Here is a 13,759-nt window from a genome sequence, read left to right as displayed (position 1 = left end):
CTTATTGCTGTTCGACGAGGGCGCGCGCTTCCGCGACGTGGCCGCGGTACGCTTCAAAAATCTTGCGCAGCGCTTCGTCGAAAGTCGACTTGGGCGCCCAGCCAAGATCCTGCATGGTGTTGTCGATCTTCGGCACGCGGTTCTGCACGTCCTGGTAGCCGTTGCCGTAGTACGCGCCCGACGAGGTCTCGACCAGTTGCACCTGCTTGGCGGTCTGTGCGTATTCCGGGAATTCCGCGGCCAGCGCCAGCATCTTGTGCGCGAGCTCACGCACCGAGAAGTTGTTGGTCGGGTTGCCGATGTTATAGATCTTGCCGGTGGCGACGCCGTCCTTGTTCTCGATGATCTTCATTAGCGCGCCGATGCCGTCGTCGATATCCGTGAAGGCGCGTTTTTGCGCACCGCCGTCCACGAGGCTGATGTTCTCGCCGCGCACGATATGGCCGAGGAACTGCGTGACCACGCGCGAGCTGCCTTCCTTCGGCGTGTAGATCGAATCGAGGCCCGGGCCGATCCAGTTGAACGGACGGAACAGCGTGAAATTCAGGCCCTCCATGCCGTAGCCCCAGATCACGCGGTCCATCAACTGCTTCGAGCACGCGTAGATCCAGCGCGGCTTGTTGATCGGGCCGTAGGACAGTTGCGACTCTTCCGGGTCGAACTGCTCGTCCGTGCACATGCCGTACACCTCGGAGGTGGATGGGAACACGAGGTGCTTGCCGTACTTGACCGCTGAACGGACGATGGGCAGGTTCGCCTCGAAGTCCAGTTCGAACACGCGCAGCGGCTGCTTCACGTAGGTGGCCGGCGTGGCGATGGCGACGAGCGGCAGGATCACGTCGCACTTCTTGACGTGATACTCGACCCACTCCTTGTTGATCGTGATGTCGCCTTCGAAGAAATGCATCCGCTCGTGATTGACGAGGTCGCCGAGGCGCTCGGTCTGCATGTCCATGCCGAACACTTCCCAATCGGTCGTTTCGAGAATGCGTTTGGACAGGTGATGGCCGATGAAGCCGTTCACACCCAGAATCAGGACTTTTTTCATGAATGACGGGAAGATTGAATGAACTGGGTGAATTCGGCTGGGGAGACGACGGGCTCTTCACCATCGTGCTGGCGCCGCAATTCGTGGATGGCGATGGCGCGGCCATCGCCGCACACCGCAAAAACGGCATTATCGCTTACGTGGAGGCCCAGGGGCAAATCCGAGCGGAGCGCGCCGGGGCGGGCCAGACGCGCCTGCGCGACGATAAAGCGCTGGCCGTCGATCTCGGTGAACGCGCCGGGATAGGGCGGCGCGACTGCGCGAATCAGGTTGTAGACGTCCTGGGCCGGCTGGCTCCAGTCGATCTGGCCGTCTTCCGGCTTGCGCCCGCCGAAGTAGCTGCCGTGCGCCAGATCGTTCGGCAGATGCGGCGCCTCACCGGCGAGCAGCGCCGGCAGCACGCGCCAGAGCGTCTGCTCGGCGGCCACGGTCACCTTGTCGAACACCTGCGCAGCCGTGTCGTCGGGCAGGATCGGCACCGGCGTCTGGGCGACGATGGCCCCCGCGTCGGGCTTGGCCGCCATTTCATGCAGCGTGGCCCCGGTTTCGGTTTCGCCTTTCAGGACCGCCCAGTTGGTCGGTACGCGGCCGCGGTACTTGGGCAGGAGCGAGCCGTGCATGTTGTAGGCGCCGCGCGCGGCCAGCGCGAGCAGCTCGACCGGCAGCATGTGGCGGTAATAGAACGAGAAGATGAAGTCGGGCCGCGCGGCGCTGACCGCGGCGCGCAGCTCGTCGCTGCGCGGATCGGCCGGCGTCACGGTGGGAATGCCGTAGCTCGCCGCCACCGCGGCGACGCTGCCGAACCAGATGTTTTCGCTCGGGCTGTCCTCGTGGGTGACGACCAGCGCCACGTCGACGCCGCGCGCGAGCAGCACCTGCAGGCAGCGCACGCCGACGTTGTGATACGCAAATACCACCGCGCGTGGCTTCATGAGTTGGGTCCCTGATTGACGAGCGGGGCCGGCTGGACGGCTTGCACCAGCGTCTGGCGCGGCGCTTCGGCGACGGTCGTGCCGTTGCGCTGTTCGAGAATCGTCTGCACCAGATAGCGGGGGCGCGCACGCACCTGCTGGTAGATCCGGCCAATGTACTCGCCGAGCAGGCCGAGCGCGAAGATGATCACGCCGAGCAGGAAGAACGTAATGGCGAACAGCGTGAACACACCCTGTACTTCCGCGCCGATGATGAAGCGGCGAATCAGCAGCAGCACGAACAGGGCGGCGGAGCCTAGCGAGAGGATCACGCCGATGAACGACAGCCACTGCAGCGGCACCACCGAGAAGCCGGTCACGAGGTCGAAGTTCAGACGAATCAGGCTGTAGAGCGAATACTTCGATTCACCGGCAAAGCGCTCTTCGTGGGCGACTTCGATTTCAACCGGGTTCTGCGCGAACGTGTAGGCCAGCGCCGGAATGAAGGTGTTGATTTCGCCGCAACGGTTGATGGTGTCGATGATGTGGCGGCTGTAGGCGCGCAGCATGCAGCCCTGGTCGGTCATCTTGATGCGGGTGATGCGCTCGCGCAGGCGGTTCATCGCGCGCGAGGCCTTGCGGCGCCACAGGCTGTCCTGGCGCTGCAGGCGGATCGTGCCCACGTAGTCGTAGCCCTCGCGCATCTTCGCGACCAGCTTGCCGATTTCTTCCGGCGGGTTCTGCAGGTCGGCGTCGAGCGTGATGACGATCTCGCCGCGCGACTGTTCGAAGCCCGCCAGGATCGCCATGTGCTGGCCGTAGTTGCCGTTCAGCAGGATCACGCGGGTGGTGTCCGGCCGGTTGCGGAACTGCTCGGCCAGCAGCGCGGGGGACTTGTCGCGGCTGCCGTCGTTGATGAAGATCACTTCATAGCCGGTGCCGAGCGCATCGAGCGCCGGGTAGAGGCGCGCGAACAGCGCGGCCAGCCCGGCTTCCTCGTTGTACACCGGGATGATCACCGAGACTTCCGGCGTATCAGACATCGGGGAGCGATGTTCCGTTTGACTCATTTCCGCTTATTTTCCGTATTGTTCGCAAATTTCATTGACCGCGTGGCAGACCCGCGCCACGTCGCCTTCGTTCATCAGCGTGAACAGCGGCAGCGTGACATTGGTGGCGCCGAAGCGCTCTGCGTGCGGGAACATCCCTTCCTTGAAGCCGCGCGCGCGGTACAGCGAGAACAGGTGGATCGCCGGGTAATGTACGCCCGAACCGATGCCGCGTTCCTTCAGCTGGCCCATGAAACCGGCGCGGTCGAGCGACAGTTTCTCGAGCGGCAGCGTGATCTGGAACATGTGCCAGTTGCTGTTTTCAAAGTCAGCAAACGGCAGACCCACGCCCAGCTTGACCGCCGCGCCGCCTTCCAGGCCCGCGAAGTAGGCGCGCACGAGCTTCTTGCGCTGCTCGAGAAAGCGCTCCAGATGCGGCAACTGGCCGAGGCCGACGCGCGCCGCCACATCCGTCAGATTGTATTTGCCGCCGAGCACGTCGCAATCCATGCCGTCGAAGCCCGTGCGGGTAATGCCTTGCAGGCGGTATTTCTGGGCGAGGATGGCTTCTTCCTCGTTGTTCAGCACCAGCGCGCCACCTTCGATCGAAGTCAGGTTCTTGTTGGCGTGGAAGCTGAACGACACCATGTCGCCGATCTTGCCGATGCGCTCGCCTTTCCAGGTCGAGCCGAAGGCCTGGGCCGCATCCTCGATCACGCGCAGCTTGTGGGCGCGGGCGATGGCGTAGAGGCGGTCCATGTCGACCGGCAGTCCGGACAGATAGACCGGGATGATGGCCTTGGTGCGCGGCGTGATGGCCTTCTCGAGCAGCTCCAGATCGATGTTGCGGGTCTTGGGGTCGATATCGGCGAACACCGGCGTCGCGCCCGTTTCGTAGATCACGTTGCTGGTGGACACCCACGAGGCGGGCGTGGTGATGACTTCGTCGCCAACGCCTACGCCGGCAATGCGCAGGCCGATCTCCAGCGTCGCCGTGCCGGAATTGAAGGTGCGTACGGGACGGCCGCCGCAGAATTCCGACAGCGCGGCCTCGAACGCCTGGTTCTGCGGGCCGGTCGTGATCCAGCCGGAGCGCAGCACCTCGGCTACGCCCTGGATGGTCTCTTCATCGATTTCCGGACGGACAAACGGCAAAAACGGGACTGATGACTGGCTCATGAATGCTTCGCTCGAAAGAAATAGGGCGGCACCAAAAAAGGGCAGCAAAAAGCAGCAAAGGGCGACAACGGCGCCGCAAGCCGGCAAGCATACTTCGGCAGGACCGGGCGGCGTTGTGCGAGAGTTTAAGTCCTCCGCGCGTGCTGCTTACGGTCCCTTACGCCAGCCTAGCTGCGCGCCAGCACGACCACACCGATCAGGATGATGCCGATACCGACGAGCCGCTGGACCGACAGCACCTCGCCGAACAGATACCAGGCGGCGATCGCGTTGACCACATAGCCGAGCGACAGCATCGGATAGGCAATCGACACGTCCACGCGCGACAGCCCGACCACCCACACCGCCACGCTGATCACATAGCAACCCAGCCCGCCGATGATCGGCAGTTGGGTAGCCAGCTTGAAGCCGATGGGCAGGATGTTCGCACGGGTGAATTCGAAGTGTCCAACGGCATTCGTGCCGGCCTTCAGCAACAACTGCGCGCAGGCATTCAGCGTGACGCCCGCCAGGATACAAAAGAGCGAAATCGGATTCATCAAGGGTTTAGATCCTGATATGGGGTCATTGCTGCGGTTTTGCCATGGCTGGGCTGGCCGCATCGGGTTGTGCGGCGCCAGTCCCGGCGGCGCCGGGGTTTTCTGCGCTGGGTTTTTCCACGATCACGCGTCGCGAGTCGCGCGCGACAACCTGCATTGGCACATGCTGCGCCAGCAGATTTTCGTAGCGGTCCGGCGGGATCAGCGCGAGCGCATAGCGCTCCGCGTCCCAGCGCTGCACCCATTGCGCCACTGTCGGCACCCACTTTTGCGGTTCGACGGAGACGCCGAAGGCCAGTTCGTCGGGATGCTCGACCATGATCATGGTGTGGTCGACGTAGAACGGCAATGTGTGATCGAGCACGCCGACCGAATAGAACGGTGTGTCGGGCGGCAGCCTGGCAAGCGCCGCCTTGATGGCCGGCGCGAGCGGCGCGCCGGAACTGAGGCGGCCGAAAACGTCGTGTCCGGTGCCGGCGATGGTGCCGAGCAGCAGCCATGCGGCGCCGAACATGGCGACGGCGCCGCCGATGCCGTTGCCGATGCTGTTGCTGTTACCGATGCCTTTACCTGTGCCGTTGCCGCCGCGGTTGCCGCTGCGGCGATTCAGCCACAGCGCGGCAAGCGTCAGCACAAAGGCGACACCGAGCGCGGCCACCACCCAGCTCCGGTAGGCGACGTACAGCTCGTTCGGATTGCGGGAGTCGCCGAAGCGGCCCATGAACAGCAGTGCGCCGAACCCCGCGAGCAGCAGGAACACCGCGTAGCCCACCAGGTGGCGGCGCAGCATGGCGGGTGTGACGAGCGGCAGATACATGCCGATCAGCAGCGCCAGCGCCGGGGCGATCGGCAGCGTGTAGGACAGCAGCTTCGAATGCGATGCGCTGAAGAACAGGAAGATGAACACCGCCCACACCAGCATCATGATGACCGGGGCGAAGCCGTTCGGCTGGCGCGGCACGCGCAGCGCATGGCGCACGCTCTGCACGCTCACCGTCAGCCACGGCAGGAAGCCCACGAGGATCACCGGCACGAAGTAGTAGAACGCGCCGGGGCGGTTCTGCTCAGGCGTCAGATAGCGCTTGAACTGCTGAACGATGAAGAAGAAGTTGAGGAATTCCGGGTTGCGTTGCTGCACCAGCACAAACCAGGGCGTGGCGATCGCGAAGAACAGGATCAGGCCGCCGATCAGGTGCAGGCGCTTCCAGAGCGCCCAGTCGCGGGCGACCAGCGTGTACAGCACCAGCACCGCGCCCGGCAGGATCACGCCGATCAGGCCTTTGGAGAGCACCGCGAGCGCCATCGACGCCCAGCAGACCCACATCCACAGGCGCACCTGGCCGGTGGGCAGGTTGGGGCGCTGGGCCAGCAGCAGCGAGCACAGCGTCAGCTCCATCCAGAACGACAGGCCCATGTCCAGCGTGTTGAAGTGGCCCATCAGGTTCCAGTACGGCGAGGTCGCAAGCACGATCGCCGCGAACACGCCGGTGGCGGCGTTGAACACGCGTGCGCCGGTGTAGCCGAGCAGCAGGACGCCCGCGAAGCCGGTAAGCGCCGTGTAGAGCCGCGCCTGCCATTCGCCGATGCCGAACCACGCGAAGGTCAGCGCGTTGGCCCAGGTTTGCAGCGGCGGCTTTTCGAAGTACTTGTAGCCGTTGTAACGCGGCGTGATCCAGTCGCCGGTCAGGAACATCTCACGCGCCATTTCGGCGTAGCGGCCTTCGTCGCTTGGCAGCAGATGGCGCCAGCCGAGCGGCACGAACCAGATCAGGGCAAGGACGAGCACCAGCAGCAGGAGGGCGGTGCGGTTGAGCGGTAGCCGGGACGGCGTATCGTTCATGGATGGTTAGCCTGTTCTTTTGCGACGCCGCACAGGCGGCGTGTTGGTGTTGTTAGGAGCGGACCTCTGGCTGCGCAGGGCCGGTTGCGGACGGCCGGTTGCGGACGGCCGGTCGCGGAATGCCGCTTGCGCAGGGCAACTTGCGACCAGCCCGGCGCATACGGCGAGTCACGCGCGGCCCGATGGGCCGGGTCGGCCGCCGGCGGCTGACGCGCAGTTTACGATACCGGCGCAACAAGACCGCAACCGAGCCGCGGATTACGCTTCGATCAGCAAGGCGGCCGCAACCTTGCGGCCCTCGGCCATCAGAATGTTGTAGGTGCGGCAGGCGGCCTTGAAGTCCATCGTCTCGACACCGATCCGATGAGCCGCGAGCGCCGCGGTGAGCCGCGGATGCGGAAAACGCAGCCGCTCACCGCTGCCGAAAATGACCACTTCGGGCGCCGGCCCGACCAGCATCGCGAAATGCTCCGGGCTCAGCGCTTCGAACGAAGCCACCGGCCAGGGAATGACGCCTGCCTCCGGCATCACGAGGATGCTGCCCACATGGCGCTGCAGATTGATTTCGACATAGCCGGCGCCGTAGCCGGTCACGGTGTTGAGGGCGCCGCTCGAATCCTGGTGTAATTTCAAATTCGTTTTCCGAAGTCGTTCTTGCCGATTCTTGCCGAATGAGTGCCCCAAAACCTGTCGCAAAGGCGTCGCGCAATGAATGCGAAGGGGCCGAAAGGGCGTCTGCATGCACTTGGTGCATTGCGGAAGTCGGCCAAAATCCGCTAAATTATAACTTTTTAGCCGGGGAGCGGCGCCCCCCGCTTCGCGTGCCGCCATAAGCAGCACCTGAAGCCACACCCGAAGCCGCTGCCGGCCACCCGGCCAAACGCGCCGGGTCAGTGCAGGGTGAAGCAGCCTATCAGGCGCTCCTTAAGGCTGGCTGAGGGCTGCTTCAAGGAACCTGACGGTGCCTGAAGGTGCCTCTGGAGGCACTTGAAGGCGCCCTCGGGTACCTGATCAGGCACCCGAGGCTGCCTCAGGGTTCCCGGAAGGCTCCCTGAGAGGCCCCAAAGGGACCTTGAACGATTTCCTTTCAGCATCCTGGCGCACCCGGCGTAACCCGCCGCGAGCACCAGTCAGACAAGCCCGCGGGCGCCGCGCATGAATCGGCCGCTTCGCATTCAGATGCCTTTCCACCCGTGACCAGTGTGTTGCGGGCGGCTCCCTAGGTTCCTTATCAGGCTGCCTGTTAGCCCCCTACTTACCCAGGATGAAGTGTCCGCCGTGAAACCGATTCTCAAATCCAACAAACTGTTGAACGTCTGCTACGACATCCGCGGGCCGGTCCTTGAGCATGCGAAGCGGCTCGAAGAAGAGGGCCATCGCATCATCAAGCTGAACATCGGCAATCTCGCGCCGTTCGGCTTCGAGGCGCCTGACGAGATCATCCAGGACATGATCCTGAATCTGCCGGGCTCGTCGGGCTATTCCGATTCGAAAGGGGTGTTCGCCGCGCGCAAGGCGATCATGCATTACACCCAGCAAAAGGGCGTGCATGGCGTCGAGCTGGACGATATCTACATCGGCAACGGCGCCTCGGAACTGATCGTGATGGCGCTGCAGGGGCTGCTCAACGACGGCGACGAAGTGCTGCTGCCCGCGCCTGACTACCCGCTGTGGACGGCGGGCGTGAGCCTGTCGGGCGGCACGCCCGTGCACTACACCTGCGACGAAGCGAATAGCTGGATGCCGGATCTGGACGACATCCGCGCCAAGATCACGCCGAACACGCGCGCACTGGTCGTCATCAACCCGAACAATCCGACCGGCGCGCTATATTCGGACGAACTGCTGCTCGGCCTGATCGAGATTGCGCGCCAGCATGGCCTCGTGATCTTCGCCGACGAGGTCTATGACAAGATTGTCTACGACGGCAAGCAGCATACGTCGATGGCGGCGCTCTCCGAAGACGTGCTGACGGTGACCTTCAACAGCCTCTCGAAGAGCTACCGCTCGTGCGGCTATCGCGCCGGCTGGATGTTCATCTCGGGGCTGACCGGCGAGAACCGCCGCCGCGCCAAGGATTATTTCGAAGGGCTCGGCATTCTCGCCTCGATGCGCCTGTGCCCGAACGTGCCCGGCCAGTATGCAATCCAGACCGCGCTGGGCGGCTACCAGAGCATCAACGACCTGATCGTGCCGGGCGGCCGCCTGTACAGGCAGCGCGAGCTCGCCTACGACATGCTCACGGCCATCCCCGGCGTCACCTGCGTGAAGCCGGAAGCGGCGCTGTACATGTTCCCGCGCCTCGATCCGAAAATGTATCCGATCGAAGACGACCAGCAGTTCATTCTCGAACTGCTGCTGGCCGAACGGGTGCTGCTCGTGCAGGGTACCGGTTTTAACTGGAAGACGCCGGATCACTTCCGTGTGGTGTTCCTGCCGAATGTCGACGACCTGGCCGATTCGATCAACCGGATCGCCCGTTTCCTCGACGGCTACCGCAAACGTCACGCAGTCTAAAGTAGTATCGAACCGTATCAGGCAGTATCAAGCAGTATCAAGCGCACGACAGACGCTGAAAACCGTTTCCCTTAATCCTTACTCGAACACACACGCTGCATGGAACCGATCAAAGTTGGACTGCTGGGCTTCGGCACGGTGGGCAGCGGCACCTTCACGGTACTGCGCCGCAACCAGGAAGAAATCAAACGGCGCGCCGGTCGCGGCATCGAGATTGCGCGCATTGCCGTGCGCAATCCGGCCAAGGCCACGGCGGCGCTCGGCAGCGCGGCCGGCACGGTGGAGATCACCGATAGCTTCGACGCCGTGGTAGACGATCCGTCGATCGACATCGTCGCGGAAATGATCGGCGGCACGGGCATTGCGCGCGAACTGGTGCTGCGCGCCATCGCCAACCGCAAGCACGTGGTAACGGCCAACAAGGCGCTGCTCGCGGTGCACGGCACCGAAATCTTCGAAGCGGCACGCGCCAACGGCGTGATGGTGTCGTTCGAAGCGGCCGTGGCGGGCGGCATTCCGATCATCAAGGCGCTGCGCGAGGGGCTGACGGCGAACCGGATCCAGTACATTGCCGGCATCATCAACGGCACGACGAACTACATCCTGTCCGAGATGCGCGACCGCGGGCTCGACTTCGCGACGGCGCTGAAGGCCGCCCAGGAACTGGGCTATGCCGAGGCCGATCCGACCTTCGACATCGAAGGCGTGGATGCCGCGCACAAGGCCACCATCATGAGCGCGATTGCGTTCGGCGTGCCGGTGCAGTTCGACAAGGCTTATGTCGAAGGCATCAGCAAGCTGGCGGCAATCGACATCAGATATGCGGAAGAACTCGGCTACCGTATCAAGCTGCTGGGCATCGCGCGCCGCACCGACAAGGGCATCGAGCTGCGCGTGCATCCGACGCTGATTCCGGAAAAACGCCTGCTGGCGAATGTGGAAGGCGCGATGAACGCGGTGGTCGTGCATGGCGACGCGGTCGGCACCACGCTGTACTACGGCAAGGGCGCTGGCGCGGAGCCGACGGCTTCGGCCGTGGTGGCGGATCTCGTCGACGTGACGCGCCTGCATACGGCCGATCCGGAGCATCGCGTGCCGCATCTGGCGTTCCAGCCGGACAGCCTGTCGAACACGCCGATCCTGCCGATCGACGAAGTGACGAGCGGCTACTACCTGCGTCTGCGCGTGGCCGACGTGACCGGCGTGCTTGCCGACATCACACGCATCCTCGCCGACACGGGCATCTCGATCGACGCCCTGCTGCAAAAGGAATCGGAGCAGGTCGACGCCAACGGCAAGGGCGAGACCGACATCATCCTGATCACGCACGAAACGGTTGAAAAGCACGTGAACGCGGCGATCAGCAACATCGAGGCACTGAAGACCGTGGTTTCGCACGTGACCAAGCTGCGCATGGAAGCGCTGAACTAGGCCAGAGACTGATATGAACTACCTTTCCACGCGCGGCGCCGGAGCCGGCGAGCGCCATACGTTTTCCAACATCCTGCTGGGCGGTCTTGCCAGCGACGGCGGCCTGTACCTGCCCGCGCAATATCCGCGCGTCTCGGCCGACGAGCTGAGCCGCTGGCGCACGCTTTCGTACGCGGATCTCGCGTTCGAGATCCTGTCGAAATTCAGCGACGACATTCCCGCTGAAGACCTGCGCATGCTCACGCGCCGCACCTACACGGCAGCCACCTACTGCAACGTGCGCGACAACGAAAGCGCTGCGCAGATCACGCCGCTCAAGACGCTGGGCGTCGAGAATGGCGCGCCGCTCTCGCTGCTCGAACTCTCGAACGGCCCGACGCTGGCGTTCAAGGACATGGCGATGCAGCTGATCGGCAACCTGTTCGAGTACGCGCTGGCGAGGAACGGCGAGACGCTGAACATCCTCGGCGCCACCTCGGGCGACACCGGCAGCGCGGCCGAATACGCCATGCGCGGCAAGCAGGGCATTCGCGTTTTCATGCTTTCGCCGCACCAGAAGATGAGCGCGTTCCAGACAGCGCAGATGTACAGCCTGCAGGACCCGAACATTTTCAACCTCGCGGTCGAAGGCGTGTTCGACGACTGCCAGGACATCGTCAAGGCCGTCTCGAACGATCACGCGTTCAAGGCGAAGTACAAGATCGGCACGGTCAATTCGATCAACTGGGCGCGCGTTGTCGCTCAGGTCGTCTACTACTTCAAGGGCTATTTCGCCGCTACGAAGTCGAACGACGAGCGGGTTTCGTTCACCGTGCCGTCGGGCAATTTCGGCAACGTCTGCGCAGGCCATATTGCGCGGATGATGGGCCTGCCCATCGAAAAGCTGGTCGTCGCGACCAATGAGAACGATGTGCTCGATGAGTTCTTCCGCACCGGCATCTACCGGGTGCGCAAGGCGGCCGAGACGTATCACACCAGCAGCCCGAGCATGGACATTTCGAAGGCGTCGAATTTCGAACGCTTCGTATTCGATCTGCTGGGTCGCGATCCGGCGCGCGTGCTGCAACTGTTCCGCGACGTCGAAGAGAAGGGCGGCTTCGATCTGGCGGCGAGCGGCGATTTCGCGCGGGTCAGGGAATTCGGTTTCGTCTCGGGCCGCAGCAGCCATGCGGACCGCGTCGAGGCGATCCGCGACGTGTTCGAGCGCTACGACACGATGATCGACACCCACACGGCCGACGGCCTGAAGGTGGCGCGCGAGCATCTGCAGCCGGGCATCCCGATGATCGTGCTGGAGACGGCGCAGCCCATCAAGTTCGGTGAGACGATCCGCGAAGCGCTGCTGCGCGAGCCGGAACGGCCGGCGGCGTTTACCGGCCTCGAGTCGCTGCCGCAGCGCTTCGAAGTGCTGCCGGCGGACGTGCAGCGCGTGAAGGACTTCGTTGTCGCACATACCGGCGCTTAAACCGGCGCTTGAGGCCTTGTTTGACCAGGGGGCGGGCGCCGGCGTGGCGCCCGGCAAAACCTCCCCATAAGGCCGGGCCTCCCCCGGCCATCCCCGCGGCCCGCTACAATATTCTTTTCCGTTCTGCGGGCCTTCCCCTCGATGTCCACGCCCACTTCTCCGGCGCCGCGCGCCCCGATGCTCTCCACCGCCGATGCGCTCGCGACGCTGCTCGGCGCGGCCAACGCCGTGGCCGGCACGGAAACACTGCCCACGCTAGCGGCGCTGAACCGCGTGCTGGCTGTCGACGTGGTTTCGCCGCTCGACGTGCCGCCGATGAACACCAGTGCGATGGATGGCTACGCAGTGCGGATTGCCGATCTCACCCAGGGCGAACGGCGCTTGCCGGTCTCGCAGCGCATCCCGGCCGGCCATGCGCCGCAGCCGCTCGCAGCCGGCACGGCCGCGCGCATTTTCACGGGGGCGACAGTGCCGCCGGGCGCCGATGCGATCGTCATACAGGAGCAAACCGAAGCCAGTGGCGACGCAGTGACGATCCTGCATATGCCGAAGGCGGGCGAATGGATCACGGCACAAGGTGCGGACATCCGCAGCGGCGCGGTGATCCTGCCGGCGGGCACGCGTTTGACGCCGCAGGCCCTGGGGCTGGCGGCATCGGTCGGTTGCGCGGAGCTCGCGGTCGTGCGGCGCGTCAAGGTGGCCGTGTTCTTCACCGGCGACGAGCTGACCATGCCCGGCGAGCCGCTCAAGCCCGGCGCCATTTACAACTCGAATCGCTTCACGCTGAGCGGATTGCTCGAAAAGCTCGGCTGCGAGGTGACCGATTACGGCATCGTCGCCGACCGGCTCGACGCGACGCGCGAGACCTTGCGCGAAGCCGCGCAGGCCCACGACCTGATCCTCACCTGCGGCGGCGTCTCGGTGGGCGAGGAAGACCATGTGAAGCCCGCGGTCGAAGCGGAGGGGCGTCTTTCGATGTGGCAGATCGCCATGAAGCCGGGCAAGCCGCTCGCGTTCGGCGCGGTGCGGCGTGGCGGTACGGCGGATGCGGCCGGGGCTGTTGGCGGTTCAGTCGGCGGCCCCGCTGGCGGCTCCGGCGATGCCTCAGCCGCGCCTGCCCCGGCCGAAACCTTCTTCATCGGCCTGCCGGGCAACCCGGTGTCGAGCTTCGTCACCTTTCTGCTGTTCGTGCGGCCGTTCCTGCTGCGCCTGTCCGGCGTGCGCACCGTGACGCCGCGCGCATTGTCGCTGCGCGCCGATTTCGCGCAGTCCAAAGCCGACCGGCGCAACGAATTCCTGCGCGCGCGCATCAATCCGGCCGGCGGCCTCGATCTGTTCCCGAACCAGAGTTCAGCCGTGCTGACTTCGACGGTGTGGGGCGACGGCCTGATCGACAATCCGCCCAATCATGCAATCAGCGCCGGCGAGACCGTGCGCTTCATTCCCTTTTCCGAACTGTTGAACTGACGTGATGCCGGCGGTACCCGGCGGCGAACCCGATGAAGATTGATCTGAAGTATTTTGCCAGCGTGCGCGAAGCGCTCGGTACGGCCGCGGAGACGGTCGAGGTGCCCGATAGCGTCGCCACGGTGGGCGACGTGCGGATCTGGCTGCGCGTGCGCGGCGGCATCTGGGCGGAGACGCTCGCCGAGGGCCGCGCGCTGCGCATGGCCTGCAACCACGAGATGACTGACGCCGGCACGCGCATTACCGACGGCTGCGAAGTCGCGTTCTTTCCCCCGGTCACGGGCGGTTAAGGGCGAAGGAACCAAGGGCAAGG

The 13,759-nt window shown here is 64.4% G+C and carries 12 protein-coding genes; 5 read left to right on the top strand and 7 right to left on the bottom strand.

Going from position 1 to position 13,759, the window contains the following annotated elements:
• Position 1: 1 nt before the first annotated feature.
• The 7 genes from FFS45_RS29970 to FFS45_RS29940 all read right to left on the bottom strand — a co-directional run bounded on the left by FFS45_RS29970 (position 2) and on the right by FFS45_RS29940 (position 7,199).
• The gene (locus tag FFS45_RS29970; RefSeq protein WP_137958256.1) at positions 2–1,048 is read right to left on the bottom strand and encodes a bifunctional UDP-4-keto-pentose/UDP-xylose synthase; all 1,047 of its coding nucleotides are present in this window, start codon (positions 1,046–1,048) and stop codon (positions 2–4) included.
• Positions 1,045–1,980, bottom strand: coding sequence for a formyltransferase (locus tag FFS45_RS29965; RefSeq protein WP_137958255.1), 936 nt, complete (start codon positions 1,978–1,980; stop codon positions 1,045–1,047). Before FFS45_RS29965 ends, FFS45_RS29970 begins: the two co-directional genes overlap by 4 nt.
• Entirely contained in the window at positions 1,977–3,029 is a 1,053-nt protein-coding gene (locus FFS45_RS29960; protein WP_137958254.1) for a glycosyltransferase, read from the bottom strand. Before FFS45_RS29960 ends, FFS45_RS29965 begins: the two co-directional genes overlap by 4 nt.
• 6 nt (positions 3,030–3,035) lie before the next feature.
• The gene (locus FFS45_RS29955) at positions 3,036–4,187 is read right to left on the bottom strand and encodes a DegT/DnrJ/EryC1/StrS aminotransferase family protein (protein ID WP_137958253.1); all 1,152 of its coding nucleotides are present in this window, start codon (positions 4,185–4,187) and stop codon (positions 3,036–3,038) included.
• 167 nt (positions 4,188–4,354) lie between these two features.
• Complete coding sequence (locus tag FFS45_RS29950; protein WP_137958299.1) at positions 4,355–4,726, bottom strand: SMR family transporter; 372 nt, start codon at positions 4,724–4,726, stop codon at positions 4,355–4,357.
• Between the two features lie 25 nt (positions 4,727–4,751).
• The gene (locus FFS45_RS29945) at positions 4,752–6,566 is read right to left on the bottom strand and encodes a glycosyltransferase family 39 protein (protein WP_137958252.1); all 1,815 of its coding nucleotides are present in this window, start codon (positions 6,564–6,566) and stop codon (positions 4,752–4,754) included.
• Positions 6,567–6,824: 258 nt separating this feature from the next.
• Positions 6,825–7,199 (bottom strand): Mth938-like domain-containing protein, encoded by a 375-nt coding sequence (locus tag FFS45_RS29940; protein WP_137958251.1) that lies wholly within the window; start codon positions 7,197–7,199, stop codon positions 6,825–6,827.
• Positions 7,200–7,835: 636 nt separating this feature from the next.
• On the opposite strand from FFS45_RS29940, the gene FFS45_RS29935 reads away from it, so the two are divergent.
• The 5 genes from FFS45_RS29935 (at position 7,836) to moaD (ending at position 13,736) form a co-directional block, all read left to right on the top strand.
• Positions 7,836–9,083 (top strand): pyridoxal phosphate-dependent aminotransferase, encoded by a 1,248-nt coding sequence (locus tag FFS45_RS29935; protein ID WP_137958250.1) that lies wholly within the window; start codon positions 7,836–7,838, stop codon positions 9,081–9,083.
• 99 nt (positions 9,084–9,182) lie between these two features.
• Positions 9,183–10,514 (top strand): homoserine dehydrogenase, encoded by a 1,332-nt coding sequence (locus FFS45_RS29930; protein ID WP_137958249.1) that lies wholly within the window; start codon positions 9,183–9,185, stop codon positions 10,512–10,514.
• A 13-nt stretch (positions 10,515–10,527) separates the two neighbouring features.
• Complete coding sequence (gene thrC / locus FFS45_RS29925) at positions 10,528–11,979, top strand: threonine synthase (protein WP_137958248.1); 1,452 nt, start codon at positions 10,528–10,530, stop codon at positions 11,977–11,979.
• A gap of 141 nt (positions 11,980–12,120) precedes the next feature.
• The gene (locus tag FFS45_RS29920) at positions 12,121–13,446 is read left to right on the top strand and encodes a molybdopterin molybdotransferase MoeA (protein WP_171029792.1); all 1,326 of its coding nucleotides are present in this window, start codon (positions 12,121–12,123) and stop codon (positions 13,444–13,446) included.
• Between the two features lie 32 nt (positions 13,447–13,478).
• Positions 13,479–13,736 carry a molybdopterin converting factor subunit 1 gene (moaD, locus tag FFS45_RS29915; RefSeq protein WP_137958247.1) on the top strand — a complete coding sequence of 86 codons (258 nt, stop codon included), beginning with the start codon at positions 13,479–13,481 and terminating at the stop codon, positions 13,734–13,736.
• The last annotated feature ends 23 nt before the right edge of the window (positions 13,737–13,759 follow it).

The organism is Burkholderia sp. 4M9327F10 (assembly GCF_005503145.1).
In the GTDB taxonomy this organism is placed as follows: domain Bacteria; phylum Pseudomonadota; class Gammaproteobacteria; order Burkholderiales; family Burkholderiaceae; genus Paraburkholderia.
The sequence above is the reverse complement of the archived record's forward strand: the minus strand, read 5'-3'. Positions and strand labels throughout refer to the sequence as shown.